Origin of the sequence: Streptomyces sp. CB00455 (genome assembly GCF_001905445.1) — a bacterium.
Classification (GTDB): domain Bacteria; phylum Actinomycetota; class Actinomycetes; order Streptomycetales; family Streptomycetaceae; genus Streptomyces.
In genome coordinates this window covers 963,743-988,489 of record NZ_LIVQ01000003.1, presented here as the reverse complement: position 1 = coordinate 988,489, position 24,747 = coordinate 963,743, and the positions used below count along the sequence as shown (strand labels likewise).

Here is a 24,747-nt window from a genome sequence, read left to right as displayed (position 1 = left end):
GGAACCGACTGACCGCATAGTGCAGTTGTAAGGAACAAGTCAAGGTCTGTCTTTTCTTTCGACTCTCCGGTCAAATGTCGTCACTTGAGACGCGCGCCGCGCGGAACCCCCCGCTCCTATGGAGACGTTCCGACCTACGTTGCGGCCGCGGGAGGGGAACGACATCAAGTGACCAGCAATTCCGTCAGACGACGAGCCCTGCGCGCCGTGGCCATCGGTGTGACCTTGGCCGCCTGCGCGAGCGGCGCCACCTTCTTCACCGTCACGGCGGCGCAGGCCGAGAACCAGGGCTCCAACGCCCCTGCTTCCGACCGCCAGGACCCGACCGCTCCCGCGCAGGTCGTCGAACACGACCTCAAGGGTCCGTTCAGCGACCAGCAGGCCAAGCAGAAGAAGGCCGCCCTGGAGCAGGTGCTGAGCGGCAAGAAGGACGTCGAGCAGCGCGGCGCCTCGAAGGTCGTCAAGCTCGACGACAAGAAGTACGTCGAGCTCGGCCGCGAGAAGACCGACAAGATCTTCACGATCCTCGTCGAGTTCGGCGACCAGGTCGACAGCTCGACCATGTTCGACCCGGACGGTCCGAGCGGCCCCAAGCCGCCGGTCCCGAAGTACGGCGGCACCCCCGGTCCGCTGCACAACACGATCGCGCAGCCCGACCGCGCGACGAACAACAGCACCGCGTGGCGCAAGGACTTCAGCCGCGACTACTTCCAGGACCTGTACTTCGGTACCGGCCAGGGCAAGAACTCGCTGAAGACCTACTACGAGAAGACCTCCTCGGGCCGCTACTCGGTCGACGGCGAAGTCGCCGACTGGGTGAAGATCCCGAACAACGAGGCCCGATACGGCTCGAACTACTGCGGCCAGACCAACTGCTCCAACGTGTGGGACACCGTCCGTGACGGCGTCACCGCGTGGGCGGAGGCCCAGAAGAAGGCCGGCAAGACGGACGCGCAGATCAAGGCGCAGCTGGCCCAGTACGACCAGTGGGACCGCAACGACTTCGACGGCGACGGCAACTTCAACGAGCCCGACGGCTACATCGACCACTTCCAGATCGTCCACGCGGGCGAGGACGAGTCGGCCGGCGGCGGCGTGCAGGGCACCAACGCCCTGTGGGCGCACCGCTGGTACGCCTACGGCACCGACGTCGGCAAGACCGGCCCGGCGAACAACAAGGCCGGCGGCACCCAGATCGGCAACACGGGCATCTGGGTCGGCGACTACACGATGCAGCCGGAGAACGGCGGCCTCGGCGTCTTCGCGCACGAGTACGGCCACGACCTGGGCCTGCCGGACCTCTACGACACCTCCGGTGGCGGCGAGAACTCGGTCGGCTTCTGGTCCCTGATGTCGGCCGGCTCCTGGCTCGGCAACGGCAAGGACTCCATAGGCGACCTCCCGGGCGACATGACCGCCTGGGACAAGCTCCAGCTGGGCTGGCTGAACTACGACAAGGCCAAGGCCGCGACGAAGTCCACCCACCAGCTGGGCGTCTCGGAGTACAACACCAAGGACAAGCAGGCGCTGGTCGTCGACCTGCCGAAGAAGCAGGTCAAGACCGACATCGTCGCTCCCGCCGAGGGCTCCTCGCAGTGGTGGAGCAACATGGGTGACGACCTCAAGAACACCCTCACCCGCTCCGTCGACCTGACGGGCAAGAAGTCCGCCGCCCTGTCGCTCAAGGGCTGGTGGGACATCGAGGCCGACTACGACTTCCTCTACACCGAGGTGTCCACGGACGGCGGCGCCACCTGGACCGCCCTCGCCGGCACCGCCGACGGCGCGGCCATCCCGGCCGACGCCTCGGGCAGCCCCTCGCTGACCGGTGTCTCGGGTGCCTGGAAGTCGCTGAACTTCCCGCTCGACGCCTACGCGGGCAAGAAGGTCGACCTCCGCTTCCGCTACCAGACGGACGGCGGCGCGGGCGGCAAGGGCTTCACGGCCGACGCCGTCAACATCACCGCCGACGGTGCCACCGTCTTCGCCGACGGCGCCGAGAACGGCGACAACGGCTGGGCCGGCAAGGGCTTCTCCCGCATCGGCGCCGGCTTCACCAAGGAGTACGCGCAGTACTACCTGGCCGAGAACCGCCGCTACGTGTCGTACGACTCCACCCTCAAGGTGGGCCCGTACAACTTCGGCTTCGCCAACACCAAGCCGAACTGGGTCGAGCACTACCCGTACCAGGACGGCCTGCTGATCTGGCTCTGGGACACCTCCCAGAAGGACAACAACACGAGCCAGCACCCCGGCTCGGGTCTGATCCTGCCGATCGACGCGAACGCCAAGCCCATGAAGTGGGCCGACGGCACCCTGCTGCGGAACAAGATCCAGCCGTACGACGCTCCGTTCAGCGCGTACTCCACGGACGCGTTCACGCTGCACAAGAACGGTGAGGCGCTCTTCCTGAAGCCGAAGGCCGCGAACCTGGCCTTCGACGACCACAAGGGCAAGTACTACTACGACGAGAACCCGACCGGTTCGGTGAAGGTCGCTGACACCAACACCAAGATCAAGATCGCCAAGGAGACCTACGACGGTCTCGTCATGACGGTCGAGGTCGGCCCCGCCGCGAAGTGATGCAGTAAAACCGCAGGTCAAAGCATGATCGGCCGTCGCCCTCTAGCGGGCGGCGGCCGATCGCGTTTAGATGCGTGGTGCGACTTTCTTGTTGACGGGGGAGATGACAGCCATGCCCGGTGGAGGTTTCGTGAGGTTGCCAGGCGGCAGCGTGGTGGTCGCGCTCACGCTGCCGCGGCCCTCGCCCGGCAAGGGCGGCGACGACGGGAACGTCCGCGTGCTGGTGCATGCCGCGAACCGGGCCCGCGCCCTGACCAGGCTGCGGAACCTCGGCATGCGCGCGGTGTACCTGCGGGGCAACGCGCACCCGCCGACCCCGGACGAGGTCACGGCCGTCCTGCACCATCCCGACGGCCTTCTCTGGCGCTGCGCCCCCGACCGGACGGCGGAGCTCTGGCACCCGATCCGGGCCCTGCTGGGCGGCTAGTGCCGTGACCGCCCGGCCCGCCGGGTCTGCCAGAGTGCGCCGCCCGGCCCGCCCGGCCCGCCCGGCCCGCCCGGCCCGCCCGGCCCGCCCGGCCCGCCCGGCCCGCCCCTGCCGCTACGAGGGAGCGCCCGTGCCGCCGACGAGGACCACTCCGGCCGCCCGGAGCTCCTCCAGGGCGCGGGCGGTGGTCCCCGGGGCGACGGCGGCCGTCAGGTCCAGCAGCACGCGGGTGGCGAAGCCCGCCCGCGCGGCGTCCAGGGCGGTGGCCCGGACGCAGTGGTCGGTGGCGATCCCGACCACGTCCACCTCGGTGACCTGCCGGTCGTGCAGCCACCGGGCGAGGTCCGCGCCGTTCTCGTCGGCCCCCTCGAACCCGCTGTAGGCGGCCTCGTACGCCCCCTTGTCGAAGACGGCGGCGACGGCGCCCGAGGCCACGGCGGGCGCGAAGTTCGGGTGGAAGCCGACGCCCTCGGTCCCGGCGACGCAGTGCACGGGCCACGAGGTCTCGTAGTCCGGCTCGGCCGGGGGGCGGGCGAAGTGGCCGCCCGGGTCGACGTGGTGGTCCCGGGTGGCGACGACGTGCCGGTAGCCGGGCGTGGCCTGGCCGATGAGCTCGGTGATGGCGGCGGCGACATCGGCCCCGCCGGCGACCGCGAGGCTGCCGCCTTCGCAGAAGTCGTTCTGTACGTCGACGACGATCAGTGCGCGGTGCATGTCACGTGCCCTTCGGCTGGATGGTGTGTTGCGGGGGACTGCGGGGGGCTCTTCCCCCGACCCGCCCCTCCCCGAAACCGGCGCCCTGCGACCCCGGAGAGGGTGCCTCAGACGTACTCCGTCGGGATCACGGCCTCGCCGCGCGAGAGCTGGGTCGCCGAGAGGGGAAGACCGGCGCGGGCCGCGCGGTGGCGGTCGCGGGCCGCCTCCAGCGGCTCGCGGGCGACCACCTCGCCGGCCTTGACCAGCTGGGTCAGCAGCTGGTGGTCGGCGAGCGCGGCGGGGACCGGTCCGGTCCCGACGACCTCGGCCTCGGCGGCGCCCTCCGCGTCCCGCCGGCGGGCCGCCCACTTGCGGCCGCCGATCGAGGTCTTGCCGCCGGAGGACTTCTTCGCGACCGGCGCGAGGGACGCCTTCGGATCCGCCGAGGTGGCCCGCGCCACCAGCTTGTAGACCATCGAGCACGTCGGGTGCCCGCTGCCCGTCACGAGCTGCGTGCCCACTCCGTAGGCGTCCACGGGCGCCGCCGCCAGCGAGGCGATGGCGTACTCGTCCAGGTCGGAGGTGACCACGATCTTCGTCCCGGTCGCGCCCAGCTCGTCCAGCTGCTGGCGCACCCGGTGGGCCACCAGCAGCAGGTCGCCCGAGTCGATGCGGACCGCGCCCAGCCCCGTGCCCGCGACCTCCACGGCCGTCCGTACGGCCTCGGTCACGTCGTAGGTGTCCACCAGCAGGGTCGTCCCACCGCCCAGCGAGGCCACCTGGGCGGTGAAGGCGTCCCGCTCGTTGTCGTGCACCAGGGTGAAGGCGTGGGCGCTCGTGCCGACCGTCGGGATCCCGTAGCGGAAACCGGCCGCCAGGTCCGAGGTGGAGGCGAAGCCGCCGACGTAGGCGGCGCGCGCCGCGGCCACCGCGGCCAGCTCGTGCGTGCGGCGGGCGCCCATCTCGATGAGCGGCCGGTCGCCGGCCGCCGAGGACATCCGGGAGGCGGCCGCCGCGATCGCCGAGTCGTGGTTGAGGATCGAGAGGATCACCGTCTCCAGCAGCACGCACTCGGCGAAGCTGCCCTCCACCCGCAGGATCGGTGAGCCGGGGAAGTAGACCTCACCCTCCGGGTAGCCCCAGATGTCACCGGAGAAGCGGTAGGAGGCGAGCCAGTCCAGGGTGCGCGTGTCCACGACGGCGCGCTCGCGCAGGAACTCCAGCACGGCGCCGTCGAAGCGGAAGTTCTCCACCGCGTCGAGCACCCGGCCGGTCCCCGCCACCACGCCGTAGCGGCGGCCCTCGGGCAGCCTCCGGGTGAAGACCTCGAAGACCGAGCGGCGGTCGGCTGCGCCGTTGGCCAGCGCGGCCTGCAGCATCGTGAGCTCGTAATGGTCCGTGAAGAGCGCTGTCGACGGCACGTCCACCGGCAGGCCCAGGTCCGCAGGGTTCATGTCAGGGATGCTAGCGCACATCTCGTCAGAGTGACGAGATGTGGGGCCCGTTTGTGCGACGGACCGGTCGCGGTGGCAGCATGGGACAAGTGAGTGTTGCTCCCGTAGAGATCGAACGCACCGAAGCGGCCGAAGAGACCTTCGCGGTCCCGGAACCGGACGTCCCCTGGGTGACCCTGGTGCACAACGACCCGGTCAACCTCATGAGCTACGTGGCGTACGTGTTCCAGGCGTACTTCGGCTACTCCAAGGACAAGGCGCACCGGCTGATGCTCGATGTCCACCACAAGGGACGGGCGGTCGTCTCCAGCGGCACCCGCGAGGAAATGGAGCGCGACGTGCAGGCCATGCACGGCTACGGCCTGTGGGCGACCCTCACCCAGGACCGCAACTGATGGGCGGCACGTTCCAGCCCCTCGGGGGCGGCGGCGCCGCCATCGCGCTCGACGAGATCGAAATCTCCATCCTGCGCTCGCTGGCCGTGCAGCTGCTGGAGCTGATCGGCCCGGGTGAACCGGAACCCGCCGAGGATGCCGACCCGCTGGCCGCGCTGTTCGCCGCCGACGGCCCCACCGAGCCCCCCGCCGATCCCGCGCTGGCCCGGCTCTTCCCCGACGCCTACGGATCGCCGGACGGCTCCGGCGAGGACGGGGTGGACCCGGCGGAGCTGACGGCCCGCTCGGCGGAGTTCCGCCGCTTCACCGAAAACGACCTGCGCGCCCGCAAGCGGGAGGACGCGCTGGCCGTCGTGCGCAGCCTGGACGGACTCACCCCGGCCGGTGACGGCGCGGCCGTCCTGGAGCTGACCGGACAGCTGCCGCTGCGCTGGCTCGGCGCGCTCAACGACCTGCGCCTGACCATCGCCGCGCGCCTGGACATCACGCAGGACGACGAGAGCGCCGCCCTCTTCCGGCTGCCGGACGACGACCCGCGCAAGCCGATGGTGATGGCGTACCTCTGGCTGGGCGGTCTGCAGGAGACGCTCATCGAGACCCTCTGAGGGCGCGGGGCCGCCCCGGGTGTTCGCTCAGCGGACGCTCAAATCCGGATAACGATCAGATCACCGCCATGCGGTGATCTGATCTGTTCCAGGGCCTATGTCCCGAATTCTCTGTGCCGTGCGTCACATTCGCCCACCTCGATCACCCGTAAGCACGTGATAAATCTTCACGACCGCCGACGGGACGCCACCCATGTCCCCCGGCCCGCTTGAACCGGCTGACCGCCGGCGTGCAACTCCATCCGTATCCGGGGGGATCGAGGACCCGATCCGAGCCAGTCGAAGGCGCGGGTCGGCGTGGAGAAAGGCGCACCAGACATGACCTCTGTGCAGGTCGAGCAGCACGGCAAGAAGCCCGGCGAGGGCACTCAGGGCGAGGGCGAGGGCTACCACCGCGCCCTCGGAGCCCGTCAGATCCAGATGATCGCGATCGGCGGAGCCATCGGCACCGGCCTCTTCCTGGGCGCGGGCAAGGCGATCTCGAAGGCCGGACCCAGCCTGATCCTGGCCTACGCCATCGCGGGCCTGGTCATCTTCTTCATCATGCGGGCGCTGGGCGAGCTGCTCATGTACCGGCCCGTCTCCGGCTCCTTCTCGGACTACGCCCGCGAGTTCCTGGGCCCGTTCTGGGGATACGTCACCGGCTGGACCTACTGGCTCTTCTGGGTGGTCACCGGCATCACCGAGGTCACCGCGGCCGCGCAGTACATGTCGTACTGGACCCACGACAGCTTCCCGCAGTGGGCGTACGCGCTGATCTTCACCGTCGTCCTCTACGCCGCGAACCTGATCTCCGTGAAGCTCTTCGGTGAGCTGGAGTTCTGGTTCTCCATGGTCAAGGTCACCGCCATCGTCGGCATGATCCTGATCTGCGCCGGCATCCTCACCATCGGGTTCTCCGACGCCGCCGACACCGCAAGCGTCGCCAACCTCTGGAACGACGGCGGCTTCTTCCCCAAGGGCATCGGCGGCACCCTGATGACCCTGCAGATCGTGATGTTCGCCTTCCTCGCCGTCGAGCTGGTCGGCGTCACCGCCGGCGAGTCCAAGGACCCCGAGAAGACCCTGCCCAAGGCCATCAACACCGTGCCGTGGCGCATCGCCGTCTTCTACGTCGGCGCCCTGATCATGATCCTCTCGGTCGTCCCGTGGCACGAGTTCCAGCCGGGCGTCAGCCCCTTCGTCGCCGCCTTCGAGAAGATGGGCCTGGGCGTCGGCGCCGCCGTCGTCAACTTCGTGGTGCTGACGGCGGCCCTGTCCTCCTGCAACTCGGGCATGTACTCCACCGGCCGCATGCTGCGCGACCTCGCGCTCAACGGCCAGGGCCCCAAGTTCTTCACCAAGCTGACCCGCAGCGGCACCCCGCTGGTCGGCACCACCTTCTCGGCCGCGCTGATGCTGGTGGGCGTCTGGATCAACTACGTCGCCCCGGGCAAGGCCTTCGACTACGTGGTCTCCTTCGCCACCATCTCCGGCATGTGGGCCTGGATCATGATCCTGGTCTGCCAGATCCGCTACCGCGCCAAGGCCGACCGGGGCGAGCTGCCCGCCTCCCCGTTCAAGGCGCCCGGCGCCCCGTGGACGAGCTGGTTCGCGCTGCTCTTCATCGGCATGGTCATCGTGATGATGGGCATCGACAAGGACGCCCGCGTCTCGCTCTACTGCGCCCCGCTGTGGGGTCTGATCCTCGGCGTGTCCTACCTGGTCCTGAAGTCGCGCAACCCGGCCGGGGCCGCCTTCAACAAGGCCGCGGACTCCTCGCGCTCCTCGCGCTCCTCGTAGTTCCTGCTGGTCCGGGCGATCCGGACCGTGCGCTCCAGGTGGCGTGTCCACCATCCGGGCCCTTCCGTACCGCTCCTCGGTACGGAAGGGCCCGTCTGCTTATCCTGTCGCTCATGCTGACCCTCACCCAGGCCCTGTACGACCGGATCGTCGAGCACGCCCGCCAGGACCACCCCGACGAGGCGTGCGGGGTCGTGGCGGGCCCGGCGGGCACCGGACGCCCCGAGCGCTTCATCCCGATGCTCAACGCGGCCCGCTCGCCCACGTTCTACGAGTTCGACTCCAAAGACCTGCTGAAGCTCTACCGCGAGCTGGACGACCGGGACGAGGAGCCGGTGATCATCTACCACTCGCACACCGCGACCGAGGCGTACCCCTCGCGCACCGACGTCACCTACGCGAACGAGCCCGGTGCGCACTACGTGCTGGTCTCCACCGCGGACGAGGACGGCCTCGGGGAGTTCCAGTTCCGCTCGTACCGGATCGTCGACGGCGTGATCACGGAGGAGGACGTGCAGGTCGTCGCGGCTTACTGACCAGCATGCGAGCGGTCGGCGTCCATCATGCGGGATCACACTCCAAACGGGGTGCCGGGAATCGTTAACATGACCGCATGGTTCCCCACGACGTGAGCATCGAGACGCCCGGCAGGCTGCTGCTCGTGGCGCGGCTGCACGTCGACCTGTGCCGCCTCGCCAGCGCCATCTGTCCTGCCGGCTGAGCACCACAGCCCTTCCGCGCGGGGGCCGACGATCCGCGCGCCTTCACGCATCCACGCCCTCCCTCACGACTGGAGCCAGCCATGGCCATCGAGGTCCGCATCCCCACCATCCTCCGCACCTACACCGAAGGCGAGAAGGCGGTGTCCGGTGAGGGCGCCACCCTCGCCGACCTGTTCGCGGACCTGGAGACCCGCCACAAGGGCATCGAGGAGCGCATCGTCGACGGCGGTCAGCTGCGCCGCTTCGTGAACGTCTACCTCAACGACGAGGACGTCCGCTTCCTCGACGGCATCTCCACCGCCCTCAAGGACGGCGACAGCGTCACCATCCTCCCGGCCGTGGCCGGCGGCGCTGTCTGATGCGTTACGACTCCCCACTGGCCGCGGTCGGCAACACGCCGCTGGTACGGCTGCCCCGGCTGTCGCCCTCGGACGACGTCCGGATCTGGGCGAAGCTGGAGGACCGCAACCCGACCGGCTCGATCAAGGACCGCCCCGCGCTCCACATGGTCGAGCAGGCCGAGAAGGACGGCCGGCTGTACCCGGGCTGCACCATCCTGGAGCCCACCTCGGGCAACACCGGGATCTCCCTGGCCATGGCGGCCAAGCTCAAGGGCTACCGCATCGTCTGCGTGATGCCGGAGAACACCAGCCAGGAGCGGCGCGCCCTGCTGGCCATGTGGGGAGCCGAGATCATCCCGTCGCCGGCCGCCGGCGGCTCGAACACCGCGGTGCGGGTGGCCAAGGAGCTGGCGGCGGAGCACCCCGACTGGGTGATGCTCTACCAGTACGGCAACCCGGACAACGCAGGCGCGCACTACGCCACCACCGGCCCGGAGATCCTCGCCGACCTCCCCTCCATCACCCACTTCGTGGCGGGCCTGGGCACGACCGGCACCCTGATGGGCGTCGGCCGCTACCTGCGCGAGAACGTCGAGGGAATCAGGATCGTCGCGGCCGAACCGCGCTACGACGACCTGGTGTACGGGCTGCGCAACCTGGACGAGGGCTTCGTCCCGGAGCTGTACGACGCCTCCGTGCTCACCACCCGCTTCTCGGTCGGCTCGGCGGACGCGGTCACCCGCACCCGGGAGCTGCTCCAGCAGGAGGGCATCTTCGCGGGCGTCTCCACGGGCGCCGCCCTGCACGCGGCGATCGGGGTCGGCCGCAAGGCGGTGGCCGCGGGCGAGTCGGCGGACATCGTCTTCGTCGTGGCCGACGGCGGCTGGAAGTACCTGTCGACCGGCGTCTACACGGCCGCGACGACGCAGGAGGCCATCGAGGCCCTCCAAGGCCAGCTCTGGGCGTAGCCCCTGCGGCGGCCCCCGCGCTCTCGCCGGGCATCGGGGCGCGGCCCCGCACCCCGGCCCGGCGGCAACGCGTACTGCCGCCCGGCCCGGGCACCGGTCCCGCCCGGTCCCGGGACCGGTCAGTGCGTGCGCCGACCTGGCGGGGCGGGGCCGTCCAGCAGCTCTGCCAGGATCGCGGCGTGGCTCGACCGGGGGTCCCTGACCGCCGTCAGCAGGGTCACCGGCCCCGCCTCGGCCAGCGCACGCAGCCTCGCCAGCTCCACGGCCGCGCCCGCTCCGGCCAGTTCCGCCAGGTACCTCTCCCGGAACTCCCCGGCCGAGCCGCCGCGGTGGAACCACTTGCGCAGCTCCGTCGACGGAGTGAGGGCTTTGGGCCACTCGTCCACCGCGGCCGCCGCCTTCGCCAGACCCCGCGGCCACAGCCGGTCCACGAGGACCCGTACCCCGTCCGCCCCCGGCTGCGGGGGTTCGTATGCGCGCCGCACCCGGACCACCGGCCTCATCCGCCGCCTCCCAGTCCCCTGACCTCGTCCCACACCGTCGGGTCCAGCGTCCCCACCCGTCCCCGGAACTCCCACAGGGACACCTCCGCCGGCCGGTCCGCCTCCAGGAACGCGACCCGGCCCTGCGTCCCCACCGTCCCCGGGGGCAGCGGGATCACCCCGGCCCGCCGGTCGTCGTACTTCCCGGTGATCCACGCGACCCGCGCCCGGTGCCCCCTTACCTGCCGTACCGCCAGCACCAGGCAGGTCCGGCCGTCCGCCATGGACCACAGGTCACCGGGCAGCGGGCGCGGTTCGGGTCCGGCGCCCGGTCCGGGCGGCGGCGGTGGGGGCGGAGCCCGCCGCGGCAGCCCCAGCCGGGCGCCGGCGACCAGCAGGATCACCGCCACGGCAAGGACCGCGGCCACCGCGGGCCACCACGAGGTGTCCATGTTTCGACCGTAGCCTTGCGGGAACTCCCTGGCACGGCAACGTCGGCACCCCCTGTCGCTCCACCGGGTGACAGCGCAGGTGATTCCCCCCACAACGGCCCGCCGCGGAGGAGCGACCGGCCGTTTCGCGCCTTACGCTCGACCCACGCACGGCCCGCATTCCGTCCACGGACCGTCCACGGAGGTTCACGCTCCATGAAGCTCACCGTCGTCGGCTGTTCGGGCTCGTTCCCGTCCGCGGAATCGGCCTGTTCGAGCTACCTCGTCGAGGCCGACGGCTTCCGGCTGCTCCTCGACATGGGCAACGGCGCCCTCGGCGAGCTCCAGCGCCACTGCGGCCTCTACGACCTCGACGCGATCTTCCTGAGCCACCTGCACGCCGACCACTGCATCGACATGTGCGGGTACTTCGTGGCCCGCTTCTACCGGCACGAGGGCGGCCGCTGCGGCACCATCCCCGTCTACGGCCCCGAAGGCACCGAAAGGCGTCTGACCACCGCCTACGACGACGTCCCGGACGAGCGCTCGATGAGCGAGGTCTTCGACTTCCGCACCCTGAAAACGGGCAGTTTCGAGATCGGCCCCTTCCAGGTCCGCACGGAGCGGGTCAGCCATCCCGTCGAGGCGTACGGCATCCGCATCGAGCACGGCGGGCGCTCGCTCACCTACTCCGGCGACACCGGGGTCTGCGCCGAGCTGGGGCTGCTCGCCGGCGGCACCGACCTCTTCCTGTGCGAGGCGTCCTTCACGCACGGCAAGGAAGACATCCCGGACCTCCACCTGAACGGCCGCGAGGCCGGGGAGTGCGCGCGGGCGGGCAACGTCGGGCGGCTCGTCCTGACCCACATCCCGCCGTGGACCGACGCCGAACAGAACCTCGCGGACGCCCGCGCCGTCTACGACGGCCCGGCCGAGCTGGCGTACGCGGGCGCCGTCTACGAGATCTGACGCGCACCGACCGGCACACGACGAAAAGCCCCCGCCCTCCCTTCCGGGAGAGCGGGGGCTTTTCGTTTCCAGCGGCGGAAGCGGTGCGCCCCTACTTGGCTTCGGCCTTCTGCAGCTCGGCGAGCTCCTCGTCGGACTCGCGGCCCGGCGTCGGGAGGTTGAACTTGATGATCGCGAAGCGGAAGACGACGTAGTAGACCACCGCGAAGCACAGGCCGACGCCCGCCAGCATCCACGGCTTTTCCGCGATGCCCAGGTTGAGGAGGAAGTCGACGAGACCGGCGGAGAAGCCGAAGCCGTCGCGCATGCCCAGGGCCCAGGTCAGCGCCAGCGAGATACCGGTCAGCACCGCGTGTATCGCGTACAGCACCGGAGCGATGAACATGAAGGTGAACTCGATCGGCTCGGTCACACCGGTGACGAAGGAGGTGAGGGCGAGGGAGAACATCATGCCGCCGACGACCTTGCGGCGCTCGGGGCGGGCGCAGTGCACGATCGCGAGGCAGGCCGCCGGGAGGGCGAACATCATGATCGGGAAGAAGCCGGTCATGAACTGTCCGGCGTTCGGGTCGCCGGCGAGGAAGCGGGCGATGTCGCCGTGGACGGCGCCGTTGGCGGTGTCGTACGAACCGGCCTGGAACCACGGGAAGGAGTTCAGCAGGTGGTGCATGCCGATCGGGATGAGCGCGCGGTTGGCGACACCGAAGATGCCCGCCCCGATGGCACCCGAACCGGTCAGCCACTCACCGAAGTTGTGCAGACCCGTGCCGAGGACCGGCCAGATGAGACCGAAGACGATGCCGGTGACCAGACCCGCCAGGGCGGAAAGGATCGGGACGAGGCGGCGGCCGCCGAAGAAGCCCGCCCAGTCCGGCAGCTTGGTCCGGTAGAACTTCTGGTACAGCAGGGCCGTGATGATGCCCATCACGACACCGCCGAGGACACCCGCGTTGACCGGGGCGTCGACGTTGACGATCTTGCCGCCGACGACCTTGGCGACCTGGGGCAGGTTGCTGTCGGTGAAGGTGGCGAGCACCTTCTGGAAGACCAGGTAACCGGTGACGGCCGCGAGGGCGGTCGAACCGTCCGACTTCTTGGCGAAGCCGATCGCGATGCCGACGGCGAACAGCAGCGCCATGTTGTCCAGGATCGCGCCACCACCGGCGGCCATGTAACCGGCGATCTTGAGGACGAACGTCGGGAAGACGTCCTTGTCGCCCAGCATGTCGTCCGCGCCCAGGCGGAGCAGGAGCGCGCCGGCAGGCAGCACGGCAACGGGGAGCATGAGGCTCCGCCCGATGCGCTGCATGACGGCCATCACGCCAGCGCCCTTCTTGTTTTCCGCAGCGGTCGCTGTGGACATGTGGTTCCTCCAGTGGGCAAGGCGCCGCCAGGGGACGAGAAAAGGGGGGAGGCGGCGTCTCATGAAAGGGGGACCTCGGGCCGAACAGGCCATCTGGTCTACACCATCAAGTGGTGTAGACCAGTTTTAGCACGGTGAGGTCCGCGTAAGGAACCCGTCATTTTCGTGGTGGAGAACACATCGGGACATCCATGACAAAGGCCCCCGGACCTGTAGGTCCGAGAGCCTTCGCCACCGGGGACTTGAGCCCGGGAAGCGGCGGTATGTGCCGACTGCTCACGCCTTGGTGTTCTCCGCCTGCATCGCCTCGATCTCCTCGTCCGACTCCCGTCCCGGCGTCGGGATGTCGAACCTGGTGATCGCGAACCGGAAGATCACGTAGTAGAGGACCGCGAAGCACAGGCCGATCGGAATGATCATCCAGGGCTTGGTCGCCAGGCCCCAGTTGATGACGTAGTCGATCAGGCCCGCCGAGAAGCTGAACCCGTCGTGCACGCCCAGCGCCCACGTCACCGCCATCGACACGCCCGTCAGCAGCGCGTGGACGACGTACAGCAGCGGCGCGACGAAGAGGAACGAGTACTCCAGCGGCTCCGTGATGCCCGTGACGAAGGAGGTCAGGGCCACCGACAGCATCAGCCCGCCGACCTCCTTGCGGCGCAGCGGCTTCGCGCAGTGCGTGATCGCCAGGGCCGCCGCCGGGAGGGCGAACATCATGATCGGGAAGAAGCCGGAGAGGAACTGGCCCGCGTTCGGGTCCCCGGCCAGGAACATCGCGATGTCGCCGTGGACGACCTGGCCGTCCGGCTTGGTGTAGCTGCCGAACTGGAACCACACCGGCACGTTCAGGAACTGGTGCAGGCCGATCACCAGCAGCGCCCGGTTCGCGACGCCGAAGATGCCCGCGCCCCAGGACCCCAGGCCGACCAGCCAGTCGGAGAAGCTCTCCAGCGCGTCCCCGACCGGCGGCCAGATCCACAGGCACAGCACGGCGAACGCGATCGCCACGAAGGCCATGATGATCGGCACCAGCCGGCGGCCGTTGAAGAAGCCCAGCCAGTCGACCAGCTTGACCCGGTGGTAGCGCTGCCAGAACCACGCCGCCAGCAGGCCCATGACGATGCCGCCGAAGACCCCGGGATTCTGGAAGGTGTACTCGGCGAAGGTCTCGTCCATCCCCAGGCAACCGCCCCCGATGTCCCTCGTCCCCACCGGGCAGGGCGTCGGGAAGGCCCGCAGCACGCTGCGGTAGACCAGGAAGCCCACCACCGCGGCCAGGGCGGTGGAGCCGTCGGCCTTCTTGGCCATGCCGATGGCCACGCCCACGCAGAAGAGGAGCGGCAGACCGAGGTCGGCGTTCAGCAGCGCGCCGCCCGCGCTCGCCATGACCCGGGCCACGTCCGTCCAGCCCAGGCCGTCCTTGCCGAAGACGTCGTCCTGGCCCAGGCGGTTGAGGATGCCGGCCGCCGGTAGGACGGCGATCGGCAGCTGGAGGCTGCGCCCCATCTTCTGCAACCCCTGGAACAGGCCGTTCCACCGCGTGTGCCGCGGCTGTGCTGCCGCTGCGCTGCTCGCGCTCATCGGTGTCCTCCCTGACCGGCCCGTTTTGGCAGTCGCACCCCATGCGGCACACTGGTGTAGACCAGTCGTCGGGCACGATGCTGTTGACCGTCATCATTCGGCAGGGAGCGGTCATGTGCCTGCGTAGAGGGGCCAACCGTGGGTTACCGTGACGAAGCGGACCGACGGGTGGGTACCGGACCTGGCCGCCGAGACTCGTTCTTCGTCACACTCAGGGAGACACACATGGCCACCAAGGCTGAGAAGATCGTCGCCGGGCTCGGCGGTATCGACAACATCGAAGAGGTCGAGGGCTGCATCACCCGCCTGCGCACCGAGGTCCGCGACGCCGGCAAGGTCGACGAGGCCGCCCTCAAGGCCGCCGGCGCCCACGGCGTCGTCAAGATGGGCACCGCGATCCAGGTCGTCATCGGCACCGACGCCGACCCCATCGCCGGCGAGATCGAAGACATGATGTGAGCTGAGCCCACCGGCTCGGCGCAGCGCGCGACCGCGGCAGCCCGCCCCCGCGCCACGCGTCATCCCCACACCGCAGCACGCACCACCCGCACCACCGCAGACCCCGTCCCGGACGCATCCGGACGGGGTCTTCGCACAGCGACATGGGCCCGGCCCCGCAGGGACTAGGCTCGGAGCCATGTCTCGCATCGACGGCCGTACGCCCGAACAGCTCCGCCCGGTCACCATCGAACGCGGATGGAGCAAGCACGCCGAGGGCTCCGTCCTCATCTCCTTCGGAGACACCAAGGTCTTCTGCACCGCGTCCTTCACCGAAGGCGTCCCGCGCTGGCGCAAGGGCAGCGGCGAAGGCTGGGTCACCTCCGAGTACTCGATGCTGCCGCGCTCGACCAACACCCGCGGCGACCGCGAATCCGTCCGCGGCAAGATCGGCGGCCGCACCCACGAGATCTCCCGCCTCATCGGCCGCTCGCTGCGCGCCGTCATCGACTACAAGGCCCTCGGCGAGAACACCATCGTCCTGGACTGCGACGTCCTGCAGGCCGACGGCGGCACCCGCACCGCGGCGATCACCGGCGCCTACGTCGCCCTCGCCGACGCCGTCGCCTGGGGCCAGAAGAAGAAGCTCGTCAAGGCCGGCCGCAAGCCGCTCACCGGCACCGTCGCCGCCGTCAGCGTCGGCATCGTCGACGGCGTACCGCTCCTGGACCTCTGCTACGAGGAGGACGTGCGCGCCGAGACCGACATGAACGTGGTCTGCACCGGCGACGGCCGCTTCGTCGAGGTCCAGGGCACCGCCGAGGGCGAGCCCTTCGACCGCAAGGAACTCAACGCCCTCCTGGACCTCGCCGCCGGCGGCTGCGCGGACCTGGAAGCCATCCAGCGGGGCGCGCTGGATCTGTAGGGCAACCGCCGGGCCCGGCCCGGCGTCATGGAGGATACGGGCGCACGGTGCCACCACCGTGCGCCCGTCCACGTATCCGAGTCCTTGGGGGACCTCCATGAAGCCGAAGCACCGCATCGCCGCCATAGCCGCCGCGGCCGTTTTGACCCTCCCCGCCCTCACGGCCTGCGACGCGATCTCCACGGCGATGGACTGCGCGAACACGGCCGTGGCCATCACGGACGGGGCGAACGACCTCCAGCAGGCCGTCTCCCAGGCGGGCAACAGCCCCCAGGACGCCCAGAACGCGCTCAATCAGATCGAGACGAACCTCAAGAAGATCGGCGACCAGACGGACAACGCCGACCTGGGCAAGGCCATCGACTCGATGGACACCGCCGTCAAGAACGTCCGCACCGCCATCCAGAACGGCGACTCCACCCCGGACATCCAGCCGGTCGCGGACGCGGCCGCCGAGCTCTCCAAGGTCTGCACCCCGGGCTGACCGGCGGCCCACGCCGGCCCGGAATAATGGCCGCCATGACCTCGACGCCCAGCCGACTGATCCTGGCCACCCGCAACGCGGGCAAAGTCACCGAACTCCGCGCCATCCTGTCCGAGGCCGGCCTGCCGCACGAGCTGGTCGGCGCGGACGCGTACCCCGAGATCCCGGACGTCAAGGAAACCGGCGTCACCTTCGCCGAGAACGCCCTCCTCAAGGCCCACGCCCTGGCCCGGGCCACCGGACTGCCGGCCGTCGCCGACGACTCCGGCCTGTGCGTGGACGTCCTGGGCGGCGCCCCGGGCATCTTCTCCGCCCGCTGGGCCGGCGCCCACGGCGACGACGCCGCCAATCTCGCCCTCCTGCTGGCCCAGCTCTCGGACATCTCCCCCGAGCACCGCGGCGCCCACTTCTTCTGCGCGGCGGCCCTGGCCCTGCCCGACGGCACCGAACGCGTCGTGGAGGGCCGCCTCCTGGGCACCCTGCGCGAGGCCCCGGCGGGCACGCGCGGCTTCGGCTACGACCCGGTCCTCCAGCCCCTGGGCGAGTCCCGCACCTGCGCGGAGCTCTCGGCGGACGAGAAGAACGCCATCTCCCACCGCGGCAAGGCCTTCCGCGCCCTGGTCCCGGTGGTCCGCGAGCTCCTGGGCTGAGACAAAAGGACAGGTCCGCCGCCTTCGGCCGAAGGCGGCGGACCTGTCATCTCTGTACGCCCGGTCGGACTCGAACCGACAACACATGGCACCTAAAGCCATTCTCTCTGGCCAGTTGGAGTACGGGCGCACGCACTGGAGCCCACTCTACTGGGTGCGCTCCGGCCCCCGTCAGCCCCGGCGCCGGGGCGGCGGTGCCCGCGGACGCCCGGCGGTGCGTCAGATGCCCAGGTCCTTGATGATCTTGGCGACGTGACCCGTGGCCTTGACGTTGTAGAAGGCGTGCGCGACCTTGCCCTCCTCGTCCACGACCACGGTCGAGCGGATCACGCCCGTCACCGTCTTGCCGTAGAGCTTCTTCTCCCCGTACGCGCCGTAGGCCGTCAGCGTCTCCTTCTCCGGGTCGCCGACCAGGGTGACCGTCAGGCTCTCCTTGTCGCGGAACTTCGCGAGCTTCTCCGGCTTGTCCGGGGAGACGCCGATGACGTCGTAGCCCGCCGTGGCGAGCGCGTCCAGGTTGTCCGTGAAGTCGCAGGCCTGCTTGGTGCAGCCCGGCGTCAGGGCGGCCGGGTAGAAGTACACGATCACCTTGCGGCCCTTGTGGTCGGCGAGCGAGACCTCCTTGCCGTCCGCGTCGGGCAGGGTGAAGGCGGGGGCGGTGTCGCCCGGCTGCAGTCGCTCGCTCATGTCGGGACTCTCCTCGGGAGGGGATCGGTATGACATGAGCCTAAGCTGACGGAGCTGACAGACTGTCCATGACGATCACGTCACGGACCCCACGACGACGGAGGCAGCGCGGTGCCGGAAGCCAGGACCCCCGCACAGATCGAGGCGGACATCGTCCGCCGCCGCGAGCAGCTCGCCGAGACCCTCGACGAGATCGGTGTGCGCGTGCACCCGAAGACGATCGTCGGGGACGCGAAGGCCAAGGTCGTCTCGACGGTCGACCACACCGCCGGGCGCGCCTATGTGGCCGTCAACCGGCTCGTGACGGACATCAAGGACGGCCTGCGCCACGAGGACGGGTCGCCGCGCATCGAGCGGATCGTGCCCGTCGCACTGGTCGCGGCCGGTGTCGTCGGGCTGGTCGTGGTGTCCGTGCGGCGCAGGCGCCGGTGACCCTCCGGCGCACGGGCCGCATGCGGGCGGGTAGGTTCGGGGCGTGAGCGAGAACACCACCCACGACAAGCTGCCCATCCGCATGCTCCACGACCGCGTGCTCGTGAAGTCCGACCTGCCGGAGGGCGAGCGCCGCTCGGGCGGCGGCATCCTCATCCCGGCGACGGCCGCGGTGGGCAAGCGGCTGGCCTGGGCCGAGGTGGTCGCCGTAGGACAGAGCGTCCGCACGGTCGAACCAGGCGACCGGGTCCTCTACGACCCCGAGGACCGGGCCGAGGTCGAGGTGCGGGGCGCGACGTACGTGCTGATGCGCGAGCGGGACCTGCACGCGGTGGCCGCCGAGCGGCTGGAGGGGTCGAAGGACTCCACCGGGCTGTACCTCTGAACCTCCGGGTTCTGCGCACTCCGGCGAACAGGACGGCCGAAAGGGCCGGTGGCCGAGGTCACCGGCCCTTTGGGCTGCCCTGCGGGGGCGCTTTGCTACGGTTGAGGAAACCCGACGAGACGCGCCGTACCGGGTACGACAAGACGACGCACCCCGTATCGCACGACGTCTCGGAGGTGCCCGTCATGGCCTGGATCCTGCTGCTCGTCGCCGGTCTGCTCGAAGTCGGCTGGTCGGTCGGAATGAAATTCACCGAGGGTTTCACGCGGCTGTGGCCGAGCGTGTTCACGGGCGCCGGGATCGTCGCCAGCATGGTGCTGCTCTCCTACGCCGCCAAGTCCCTGCCGATCGGCACGGCGTACGGCGTGTGGGTGGGCATCGGGGCCGCCGGGGCGGCCGTGCTCGGGATGGCGGTGCTGGGTGAGCCCGTCACCGCCGCCCGGATCTTCTTCATCTGCCTGCTGCTGGTCGCCGTCGTGGGGCTCAAGGCCACGTCCGGCCACTGAGGCACCGGCAGGCACCGGACGTCCGGGCCCCGCATCACTCCAGGAACGCCGACGGCGGCGGCGGGCGCAGCCCCTGGGTCGCGCCGCCGTCGGCGCCCTGGGTACCTGCGGTGGCGCCGCTGTCGGTCTGACCGCCCTGGGTATTGCCGCCGCCGGTCCGGCCGCCCTGCGTCTGGCCCCCTTGCGCCTGCCCGCCCTGCGTCTGCCCGCCCTGCGTCTGGCCGCCCTGCGTCTGGCCCCCTTGCGTCCGGCCGCCCTGGGTCTGCCCGCCCTGGGTCTGTCCGCCCTGGGTCCGGCCGCCGTTGCCCTGCCCGGCGTTGGTCTGCCCGGTGTTGGTCTGACCGCCCTGGGTGCGGCCGCCGTCGCCCTGTCCGCCCGTCGGCGGAGTCGGCCGCCCGGGAGGACTCGGCGTGTCGTCCTCGTCCGGTGTCTCCTGCGGCCGGCCCGACTGCTCCGGCGGCGAAGGCGGCGGCTGCGCGGCGCCCGGCTGGAGGTCCAGGTCGAAGTCGACGGGGTCGCTGCCCTCCAGCGCCGCCTTCGTGTACGCCGCCCAGATCCGGGCCGGGTAGCCGCCACCGCTGATCCGGGCTTCGCCGAGGGCGCCGTACAGCGGTTCGAGGGTGCCGGTGTCCGGGTCCTGGCCCATCATCGAGACCACCGTGACCAGGTCCGGGGTGTACGCCGCGAACCAGGCCGAACGGTCCAGCTCGGCGGTTCCGGTCTTGCCCGCGGCCGGTCGGCCCGCGGCGAGCGCCGCCGTACCGGTGCCGTTGTCGACGACGCTCACCAGCATCGACGTCGTGGTGTCGGCGGCCTCGCGGCTGACGGCCTGGGCCGGGGCGCGCTCGGGCAGCGCGACGGCCGCGCCGCCCTTGGTGATCTGCTCGACGAGGGTGTAGGGAGTCCGGCGGCCGTGGTCCGCGAGGGTCGCGTACGCCTGGGTCATGTCCAGGACACTGGCCTGGAGGGTGCCGAGGGCCATGGCCGGGACGGGCGCGAAGTTGGGCGTGTCCTCGGGGATGCCGAGGGCGACGGCGGTCTCCTTGACCTTCGTGGTGCCGACGTCGACCGCCATCTGCGCGTACACGGCGTTGACGGAGAGGTCGGTGGCGGTGTTGACGGTGATGTTGCCGTAGGAGACCTGGCCCTCGTTCTCGGGGGCGTAGCGGACCCGGCCGCCGACGACCGGGCGCCTGTTGTCGCCGTTGTAGACGGTGTTCGGGGTGATCCGGCGGCCGTCCTGGGTGCGGGAGCCGTTCTGCACGGCGGCGGCGAAGACGAACGGCTTGAAGGTGGAGGCGACCTGGTAGTCGTGCCGGGTCGCGTTGTTCACGTACTGCCTGGTGTAGTCGATGCCGCCGTACATGGCGACCACCTTGCCGGTGGCCGGGTCGATGGAGACCCCGCCGGCCCGCACCAGCCGGTCGGCCTTGCGGGTCTGCGGGTCGAGCTCGCTGACCATCTGGTCGTCGACGGCCCGGACGAAGGCGTTCTGGCGGCGCTTGTCGATGGTGGTGGTGATGCGGTAGCCGCCCTCGGCGAGGGTCTTGTCGTTCAGGATCCCTCGGTCGGCGATGTAGTCCCTCACGGCTTCGACGAGGTAGCCGCGCTGCCCGGACAGCCCGGCGGCCGCGCGGACCTTGCCCGGTTCGGGGAAGCGCGTCGCCCTGCGTTCGGCGGCGGGCATCCAGTCCTTCTTGACCATGCCGTCGAGCACGTAGTTCCAGCGGGCGAGGGCGCGGGGGCGGCCCTGCGGGTGCGAGACGACGTCGAAGGCACTGGGGGAGTTGAGGAGGGTGGCCAGGTAGGCGCCCTCGGCCGGGGTGAGCCTGCCGACGTCCTTGCCGTAGTAGGCCTGGGCGGCGGCCTGGATGCCGTAGGCGTTGCGGCCGAAGTAGCTGGTGTTGAGGTAGCCCTCCAGGATGTAGTCCTTCGACTTCTCGCGGCCGAGTTTGATCGCGATGAAGAATTCCTTGACCTTGCGTTTGACCGTCTGTTCCTGCCCCAGGTAGTAGTTCTTGACGTACTGCTGGGTGATGGTGGAACCGGACTGGGTGCCCTTGCCGGTGGCGGTGTTCCAGGCGGCCCGCAGCATGGCCTTCGGGTCCACCGCCCGTTCGGAGTAGAAGTCCCGGTCCTCGGCGGCCAGTACGGCCTCCTGGACGGTCCGCGGGATCTGCGAGAGCGGGACGTTGACCCGGTCGACCTCTCCGTCGCGGGCGAGCGGGGAGCCGTCGGAGTAGAGGTAGAGGTTGGACTGCGCGGTCGCCGCCGCGTTCGCCGGCGGGATGTCCACCAGCAGGTAGCCGGCGACGAGGGCGCCGCCGAGGAGCAGCGCGAGGAGCAGGATCCCGCCCAGGACCATGCGCCAGGTGGGCAGGACGCGGCGCCAGCCGGTCCGCTTCCGGCGCGCCCGCCCGGCGGGGCGCGGGTGCCCGGCCGGCCGCGGCTCGTGGCCGTGCGGCGGAGGGGGCGGCTGCCCGGCGGGAGTGTCCGGGTCGCGAGGGGTCCAGCCCGGGGGCGGTGACTGGTCGCTCATCTCCAGGACTCCTCGACGCCGTGCGAAATATCCACTTCTGTACCTCATGGTGTCTACCCGATGGCCGGTGATCGCGCTCCGGACGGGCGTAAATCGGTCGCGTGGCTCGCCCCTCCGCACTAAGCTCGCGCGCTTTGGCCGACGTAGGAACGACAGGGGAAACGGAGGGATACGGTGCGTCAGAGAGTGCTTCTCCACCTGGCGGTCGCGGCCGGCGGCTTTAGGCGCTACGCCACCTACGGGACGGCGACGGCCGCCGGGTTGTTCACCAACACCGTCTTCGGTTTCATCGTCGCGTACACGTACATCGCGCTGTGGGACGAGCGGCCCGGGCTCGGCGGCTACGACCAGGCGCAGGCCCTGACCTTCGTATGGGTGAGCCAGTCGCTGCTCGCGGCCGGGGCGCTCATCGGCGGCGGTTTCCAGGAGGAGCTCCAGGAGCGGGTCCGCACGGGCGACATCGCGGTCGACCTCTACCGGCCGGCCGACCTCCAGATGTGGTGGCTCGCCGCCGACCTCGGCCGGGCCGGCTTCCAGCTGGTGGGCCGCGGAGTGGTGCCGCTGGCGGCCGGTGCGCTGGCCTTCGAGCTGGCCCTGCCCGCGGACCCGCTGCGCTGGCTGCTGTTCCTGGTGTCCGTCACCCTCGGGCTGGTGGTGAGCTTCGCGCTGCGCTACCTGCTGGGGCTGGCCGCCTTCTGGCTCATGGACGGCGCCGGCATCAACATGATGGCCACCGTCGTCTCGATCTTCTTCTCCGGGATGCTGCTGCCGCTGACCGTCTTCCCGGGCGGCTTCGGCGAGTTGGTCCGGGCCCTGCCGTGGGCGGCGATGCTCCAGGTCCCGCTGGACGTGCTGCTCGGCAAGCACGCCGGGGCGGGCTGCGCGGCCCGGGCGCTGGGGTTCCAGGCCGCCTGGGCGGGCGTACTGCTGGGTGTGGGACGGCTGTTGCAGTCGGCCGCGACGCGGAAGGTGGTGGTCCAGGGTGGCTGAAGCGGTACTTGAGCACGGGCCGGCGCTCCTGCAGGTACCCCGGCGCAGCCGGGTGCGGGAGGGGCTGCGCGGCTACGGGTTGATCGTGGCGATGTGGATCCGCTCGACGATGGCCTACCGCACGTCCTTCGCGCTGTCGGCCCTCGGGAACGCGGCGATCACCCTCCTGGACTTCGTCGCCATCTTCATCATGTTCTCGCACGTGGACGTCCTGGGCGGCTTCACCCTGCCCGAGATCGCCTTCCTGTACGGGTCCTGCTCGGCTTCCCTCGGTCTGGCGGACCTGCTGATGGGCAACACCGACCGGATCGGCGCCCGGATCCGCGACGGCTCCCTCGACACCATGCTGGTGCGTCCGGTCCCGGTGCTCGCGCAGGTCGCGGCGGACCGGTTCGCGCTGCGCCGGCTGGGGCGGGTCGGACAAGGGCTGGGCGTGCTGGCCTGGGCGGCATGGACGCTGGGCCCGCAGGTGGAGTGGACCTCCGGGCGGATGCTGATGGTGCCGGTGATGGTCGTGAGCGGGGCCGCGATCTTCGCGGCGGTGATGGTGGCGGGCGCCGCCTTCCAGTTCCTCGCGGGGGACGCCGCGGAGGTGGTCAACTCCTTCACCTACGGCGGCTGCACGATGCTCCAGTACCCGCCGACGGTCTTCGCGAAGGACCTGCTGCGCGCGGTGACCTTCGTGGTCCCGCTGGCTTTCGTCAACTGGCTGCCGGCGCTGTACGTGCTGGGGCGGCCCGATCCGCTGGGGCTGCCGGGGTGGGTGGCGTTCCTGAGCCCGCTGGTGGCCTTCGCGGTGTTCCTGCCCGCGTCGCTGGCGTGGCGCGCGGGAGTGCGTTCGTACCGGAGTACGGGGAGCTGATCACAGATGGCCGGGACCGAGGCATTGATCTCGCTGGACGGGGTGGAGAAAGTCTTCGACGTACGGCGCCGGGTGAGCCTGATGCGGCGCGAGAAGCGCCAGGTCAGGGCGGTGGACGGGATCAGCTTCGAGGTCGCGCGGGGCGAGGTCGTCGGTTACATCGGGCCCAACGGCGCCGGCAAGTCGACCACGATCAAGATGCTGACCGGGATCCTGACGCCGAGCGGCGGCCGGCTGCGCGTCGCGGGCATCGACCCGGCGCGGGAGCGGATGCGGCTCGCGCACCGGATCGGGGTCGTCTTCGGGCAGCGGACCACCCTGTGGTGGGACCTGCCCCTGAAGGACTCCTACGGGCTGATGCGGCGGATGTACCGGATCCCGGCCGCGCGCTACCGGGAGAACCTGGAGCGCTGCGTGGACCGGCTGGACCTGGCCGAGCTGCTGGACGTGCCGGTGCGGCAGCTGTCGCTGGGCCAGCGGATGCGCGGGGACATCGCGGCGGCGCTGCTGCACGATCCGGACGTGCTGTACCTGGACGAGCCGACGATCGGGCTCGACGTGGTGAGCAAGGCGAAGGTACGGGGCTTCCTGCGGCAGCTGAACGCGGAGCTCGGCACGACGGTGCTGCTGACCACCCACGACCTGCAGGACATCGAGCAGCTGTGCGAGCGGGTGATGGTGATCGACCACGGGCGGCTGATGTATGACGGGCCGCTGGGCGGCCTGCACGCGGCGCGGCCGGGGGCTGAGAGCGAGCGGACCCTGGTGGTGGACCTGGAGCGGGAGGTCGGGCCGATCCGTGTGGAGGGGGCGCGGGTGGTGAGGGTGGAGGGCCCGAGGCAGTGGCTGGCCTTCCCGGCGGGCGCATCGGCGGCGCCGCTGGTGGCGGCGGTGGCGGCGCGGTATCCGCTGGTGGACCTGTCGGTGAGGGAGCCGGACATCGAGGACGTGATCGCGCGGATGTACGCGGGGCGGGGGTAGGGGCGGGGGGCGGAGCGCGGCCCGGGGCGCGGGGCGGGCGGCGCGGGGTGCGCGAGGGCGTGTGGGCGC

28 protein-coding genes, 1 tRNA gene and 1 riboswitch are annotated in these 24,747 nt (G+C 70.6%); of the genes, 20 read left to right on the top strand and 9 right to left on the bottom strand.

Annotated features, from left to right (window positions below; genetic code table 11):
• The first annotated feature begins 168 nt into the window (after positions 1–168).
• Positions 169–2,583: an immune inhibitor A domain-containing protein gene (locus tag AMK16_RS16955; RefSeq protein WP_199885450.1), complete on the top strand. Its 2,415-nt coding sequence runs from the start codon at positions 169–171 to the stop codon at positions 2,581–2,583.
• Between the two features lie 112 nt (positions 2,584–2,695).
• A complete protein-coding gene (locus AMK16_RS16950) occupies positions 2,696–3,010 on the top strand; it encodes a hypothetical protein (protein ID WP_073915635.1) in 315 nt (104 codons plus the stop codon).
• Positions 3,011–3,124: 114 nt separating this feature from the next.
• On the opposite strand, the gene AMK16_RS16945 is transcribed toward AMK16_RS16950, so the two are convergent.
• The gene (locus AMK16_RS16945; RefSeq protein ID WP_073915632.1) at positions 3,125–3,724 is read right to left on the bottom strand and encodes an isochorismatase family protein; all 600 of its coding nucleotides are present in this window, start codon (positions 3,722–3,724) and stop codon (positions 3,125–3,127) included.
• A gap of 107 nt (positions 3,725–3,831) precedes the next feature.
• Complete coding sequence (locus AMK16_RS16940) at positions 3,832–5,160, bottom strand: nicotinate phosphoribosyltransferase (protein ID WP_073915629.1); 1,329 nt, start codon at positions 5,158–5,160, stop codon at positions 3,832–3,834.
• An 80-nt stretch (positions 5,161–5,240) separates the two neighbouring features.
• Here AMK16_RS16940 and clpS point away from each other — a divergent pair, with 80 nt between their 5' ends.
• The 7 genes from clpS (at position 5,241) to AMK16_RS16910 (ending at position 9,973) form a co-directional block, all read left to right on the top strand.
• Positions 5,241–5,555 (top strand): ATP-dependent Clp protease adapter ClpS, encoded by a 315-nt coding sequence (gene clpS, locus AMK16_RS16935; RefSeq protein ID WP_073915626.1) that lies wholly within the window; start codon positions 5,241–5,243, stop codon positions 5,553–5,555.
• Positions 5,555–6,160 (top strand): DUF2017 domain-containing protein, encoded by a 606-nt coding sequence (locus tag AMK16_RS16930; protein ID WP_073915623.1) that lies wholly within the window; start codon positions 5,555–5,557, stop codon positions 6,158–6,160. The genes clpS and AMK16_RS16930 overlap by 1 nt, the downstream gene beginning before the upstream one ends.
• Before the next feature lie 318 nt (positions 6,161–6,478).
• Positions 6,479–7,942: an amino acid permease gene (locus AMK16_RS16925; RefSeq protein ID WP_073915620.1), complete on the top strand. Its 1,464-nt coding sequence runs from the start codon at positions 6,479–6,481 to the stop codon at positions 7,940–7,942.
• 113 nt (positions 7,943–8,055) lie between these two features.
• Positions 8,056–8,478, top strand: coding sequence for a Mov34/MPN/PAD-1 family protein (locus tag AMK16_RS16920; RefSeq protein ID WP_073915617.1), 423 nt, complete (start codon positions 8,056–8,058; stop codon positions 8,476–8,478).
• A 77-nt stretch (positions 8,479–8,555) separates the two neighbouring features.
• The gene (locus tag AMK16_RS38315) at positions 8,556–8,663 is read left to right on the top strand and encodes a putative leader peptide (RefSeq protein WP_338014447.1); all 108 of its coding nucleotides are present in this window, start codon (positions 8,556–8,558) and stop codon (positions 8,661–8,663) included.
• 81 nt (positions 8,664–8,744) lie between these two features.
• The gene (locus tag AMK16_RS16915; protein ID WP_073915614.1) at positions 8,745–9,023 is read left to right on the top strand and encodes a MoaD/ThiS family protein; all 279 of its coding nucleotides are present in this window, start codon (positions 8,745–8,747) and stop codon (positions 9,021–9,023) included.
• The gene (locus AMK16_RS16910) at positions 9,023–9,973 is read left to right on the top strand and encodes a PLP-dependent cysteine synthase family protein (protein ID WP_073915611.1); all 951 of its coding nucleotides are present in this window, start codon (positions 9,023–9,025) and stop codon (positions 9,971–9,973) included. Before AMK16_RS16915 ends, AMK16_RS16910 begins: the two co-directional genes overlap by 1 nt.
• Positions 9,974–10,092: 119 nt before the next feature.
• Here the strand turns inward: AMK16_RS16910 and AMK16_RS16905 are convergent, their stop codons facing one another.
• Entirely contained in the window at positions 10,093–10,476 is a 384-nt protein-coding gene (locus tag AMK16_RS16905) for a DUF488 domain-containing protein (RefSeq protein ID WP_073915608.1), read from the bottom strand.
• On the bottom strand, positions 10,473–10,907 hold the full coding sequence (locus tag AMK16_RS16900) for a hypothetical protein (RefSeq protein ID WP_073915605.1): 435 nt from the start codon (positions 10,905–10,907) through the stop codon (positions 10,473–10,475). The genes AMK16_RS16905 and AMK16_RS16900 overlap by 4 nt, the downstream gene beginning before the upstream one ends.
• Before the next feature lie 195 nt (positions 10,908–11,102).
• Between AMK16_RS16900 and AMK16_RS16895 the strand changes: the two genes are divergently transcribed.
• Positions 11,103–11,855 (top strand): MBL fold metallo-hydrolase, encoded by a 753-nt coding sequence (locus AMK16_RS16895; RefSeq protein ID WP_073915602.1) that lies wholly within the window; start codon positions 11,103–11,105, stop codon positions 11,853–11,855.
• A gap of 91 nt (positions 11,856–11,946) precedes the next feature.
• Here AMK16_RS16895 and AMK16_RS16890 read toward each other — a convergent pair whose 3' ends face one another.
• Positions 11,947–13,218 carry a PTS transporter subunit EIIC gene (locus tag AMK16_RS16890; RefSeq protein ID WP_073915599.1) on the bottom strand — a complete coding sequence of 424 codons (1,272 nt, stop codon included), beginning with the start codon at positions 13,216–13,218 and terminating at the stop codon, positions 11,947–11,949.
• A gap of 276 nt (positions 13,219–13,494) precedes the next feature.
• Positions 13,495–14,799 (bottom strand): PTS transporter subunit EIIC, encoded by a 1,305-nt coding sequence (locus AMK16_RS16885; RefSeq protein WP_073915596.1) that lies wholly within the window; start codon positions 14,797–14,799, stop codon positions 13,495–13,497.
• Between the two features lie 168 nt (positions 14,800–14,967).
• On the opposite strand from AMK16_RS16885, the gene AMK16_RS16880 reads away from it, so the two are divergent.
• The 4 genes from AMK16_RS16880 to rdgB all read left to right on the top strand — a co-directional run bounded on the left by AMK16_RS16880 (position 14,968) and on the right by rdgB (position 17,296).
• Positions 14,968–15,258, top strand: coding sequence for a glucose PTS transporter subunit EIIB (locus tag AMK16_RS16880; protein ID WP_073916253.1), 291 nt, complete (start codon positions 14,968–14,970; stop codon positions 15,256–15,258).
• Positions 15,259–15,436: 178 nt separating this feature from the next.
• Positions 15,437–16,162, top strand: a complete 726-nt coding sequence (gene rph / locus AMK16_RS16875; protein WP_031152339.1) for a ribonuclease PH — start codon at positions 15,437–15,439, stop codon at positions 16,160–16,162.
• 97 nt (positions 16,163–16,259) lie between these two features.
• Positions 16,260–16,646: a hypothetical protein gene (locus AMK16_RS16870; RefSeq protein ID WP_073915593.1), complete on the top strand. Its 387-nt coding sequence runs from the start codon at positions 16,260–16,262 to the stop codon at positions 16,644–16,646.
• Positions 16,647–16,681: 35 nt separating this feature from the next.
• Positions 16,682–17,296 carry an RdgB/HAM1 family non-canonical purine NTP pyrophosphatase gene (gene rdgB, locus AMK16_RS16865; RefSeq protein WP_073916249.1) on the top strand — a complete coding sequence of 205 codons (615 nt, stop codon included), beginning with the start codon at positions 16,682–16,684 and terminating at the stop codon, positions 17,294–17,296.
• A 55-nt stretch (positions 17,297–17,351) separates the two neighbouring features.
• Here the strand turns inward: rdgB and AMK16_RS16860 are convergent.
• Together AMK16_RS16860 and bcp are read right to left on the bottom strand one after the other, a co-directional pair.
• Positions 17,352–17,426, bottom strand: a tRNA-Leu gene (locus tag AMK16_RS16860).
• Positions 17,427–17,515: 89 nt separating this feature from the next.
• Complete coding sequence (gene bcp / locus AMK16_RS16855; protein WP_073915590.1) at positions 17,516–17,983, bottom strand: thioredoxin-dependent thiol peroxidase; 468 nt, start codon at positions 17,981–17,983, stop codon at positions 17,516–17,518.
• Between the two features lie 111 nt (positions 17,984–18,094).
• Between bcp and AMK16_RS16850 the strand changes: the two genes are divergently transcribed.
• From AMK16_RS16850 to AMK16_RS16840, 3 genes are all read left to right on the top strand, one after another.
• Positions 18,095–18,415: a DUF3618 domain-containing protein gene (locus AMK16_RS16850; RefSeq protein WP_073915587.1), complete on the top strand. Its 321-nt coding sequence runs from the start codon at positions 18,095–18,097 to the stop codon at positions 18,413–18,415.
• A gap of 43 nt (positions 18,416–18,458) precedes the next feature.
• Positions 18,459–18,800: a GroES family chaperonin gene (locus tag AMK16_RS16845; protein WP_073915584.1), complete on the top strand. Its 342-nt coding sequence runs from the start codon at positions 18,459–18,461 to the stop codon at positions 18,798–18,800.
• An 89-nt stretch (positions 18,801–18,889) separates the two neighbouring features.
• A riboswitch (guanidine-III (ykkC-III) riboswitch) is annotated at positions 18,890–18,953 on the top strand.
• A gap of 32 nt (positions 18,954–18,985) precedes the next feature.
• A complete protein-coding gene (locus tag AMK16_RS16840) occupies positions 18,986–19,306 on the top strand; it encodes a DMT family transporter (protein WP_073915581.1) in 321 nt (106 codons plus the stop codon).
• A 34-nt stretch (positions 19,307–19,340) separates the two neighbouring features.
• Here the strand turns inward: AMK16_RS16840 and AMK16_RS16835 are convergent, their stop codons facing one another.
• Positions 19,341–21,845, bottom strand: a complete 2,505-nt coding sequence (locus AMK16_RS16835) for a transglycosylase domain-containing protein (protein WP_079191536.1) — start codon at positions 21,843–21,845, stop codon at positions 19,341–19,343.
• A 186-nt stretch (positions 21,846–22,031) separates the two neighbouring features.
• Between AMK16_RS16835 and AMK16_RS16830 the strand changes: the two genes are divergently transcribed.
• Genes AMK16_RS16830 through AMK16_RS36645 form a run of 3 tightly spaced genes read left to right on the top strand, consistent with a single transcriptional unit; the run spans position 22,032 to position 24,678 of the window.
• On the top strand, positions 22,032–22,835 hold the full coding sequence (locus AMK16_RS16830; RefSeq protein ID WP_107417154.1) for an ABC transporter permease: 804 nt from the start codon (positions 22,032–22,034) through the stop codon (positions 22,833–22,835).
• A complete protein-coding gene (locus AMK16_RS36650; protein ID WP_242438747.1) occupies positions 22,828–23,697 on the top strand; it encodes an ABC transporter permease in 870 nt (289 codons plus the stop codon). The genes AMK16_RS16830 and AMK16_RS36650 overlap by 8 nt, the downstream gene beginning before the upstream one ends.
• A gap of 6 nt (positions 23,698–23,703) precedes the next feature.
• The gene (locus tag AMK16_RS36645) at positions 23,704–24,678 is read left to right on the top strand and encodes an ABC transporter ATP-binding protein (RefSeq protein ID WP_199885449.1); all 975 of its coding nucleotides are present in this window, start codon (positions 23,704–23,706) and stop codon (positions 24,676–24,678) included.
• Positions 24,679–24,747: the final 69 nt, after the last annotated feature.

Bases quoted from the DNA above. Each gene is read 5' to 3' on its own strand.
- clpS (WP_073915626.1), top strand. From the start codon at position 5,241: ATGGGACAAGTGAGTGTTGCTCCCGTAGAGATCGAACGCACCGAAGCG.
- AMK16_RS16920 (WP_073915617.1), top strand. From the start codon at position 8,056: ATGCTGACCCTCACCCAGGCCCTGTACGACCGGATCGTCGAGCACGCC.
- AMK16_RS16905 (WP_073915608.1), bottom strand. From the start codon at position 10,476: ATGAGGCCGGTGGTCCGGGTGCGGCGCGCATACGAACCCCCGCAGCCG.
- AMK16_RS16915 (WP_073915614.1), top strand. From the start codon at position 8,745: ATGGCCATCGAGGTCCGCATCCCCACCATCCTCCGCACCTACACCGAA.
- bcp (WP_073915590.1), bottom strand. From the start codon at position 17,983: ATGAGCGAGCGACTGCAGCCGGGCGACACCGCCCCCGCCTTCACCCTG.
- AMK16_RS16940 (WP_073915629.1), bottom strand. From the start codon at position 5,160: ATGAACCCTGCGGACCTGGGCCTGCCGGTGGACGTGCCGTCGACAGCG.
- AMK16_RS16925 (WP_073915620.1), top strand. From the start codon at position 6,479: ATGACCTCTGTGCAGGTCGAGCAGCACGGCAAGAAGCCCGGCGAGGGC.
- AMK16_RS38315 (WP_338014447.1), top strand. From the start codon at position 8,556: ATGGTTCCCCACGACGTGAGCATCGAGACGCCCGGCAGGCTGCTGCTC.
- AMK16_RS16895 (WP_073915602.1), top strand. From the start codon at position 11,103: ATGAAGCTCACCGTCGTCGGCTGTTCGGGCTCGTTCCCGTCCGCGGAA.
- AMK16_RS16890 (WP_073915599.1), bottom strand. From the start codon at position 13,218: ATGTCCACAGCGACCGCTGCGGAAAACAAGAAGGGCGCTGGCGTGATG.
- AMK16_RS16930 (WP_073915623.1), top strand. From the start codon at position 5,555: ATGGGCGGCACGTTCCAGCCCCTCGGGGGCGGCGGCGCCGCCATCGCG.
- rdgB (WP_073916249.1), top strand. From the start codon at position 16,682: ATGACCTCGACGCCCAGCCGACTGATCCTGGCCACCCGCAACGCGGGC.
- AMK16_RS16950 (WP_073915635.1), top strand. From the start codon at position 2,696: ATGCCCGGTGGAGGTTTCGTGAGGTTGCCAGGCGGCAGCGTGGTGGTC.
- AMK16_RS16840 (WP_073915581.1), top strand. From the start codon at position 18,986: ATGGCCTGGATCCTGCTGCTCGTCGCCGGTCTGCTCGAAGTCGGCTGG.
- AMK16_RS36645 (WP_199885449.1), top strand. From the start codon at position 23,704: ATGGCCGGGACCGAGGCATTGATCTCGCTGGACGGGGTGGAGAAAGTC.
- AMK16_RS16885 (WP_073915596.1), bottom strand. From the start codon at position 14,799: ATGAGCGCGAGCAGCGCAGCGGCAGCACAGCCGCGGCACACGCGGTGG.
- AMK16_RS16910 (WP_073915611.1), top strand. From the start codon at position 9,023: ATGCGTTACGACTCCCCACTGGCCGCGGTCGGCAACACGCCGCTGGTA.
- AMK16_RS16945 (WP_073915632.1), bottom strand. From the start codon at position 3,724: ATGCACCGCGCACTGATCGTCGTCGACGTACAGAACGACTTCTGCGAA.
- AMK16_RS16900 (WP_073915605.1), bottom strand. From the start codon at position 10,907: ATGGACACCTCGTGGTGGCCCGCGGTGGCCGCGGTCCTTGCCGTGGCG.
- AMK16_RS16870 (WP_073915593.1), top strand. From the start codon at position 16,260: ATGAAGCCGAAGCACCGCATCGCCGCCATAGCCGCCGCGGCCGTTTTG.
- rph (WP_031152339.1), top strand. From the start codon at position 15,437: ATGTCTCGCATCGACGGCCGTACGCCCGAACAGCTCCGCCCGGTCACC.
- AMK16_RS16835 (WP_079191536.1), bottom strand. From the start codon at position 21,845: ATGAGCGACCAGTCACCGCCCCCGGGCTGGACCCCTCGCGACCCGGAC.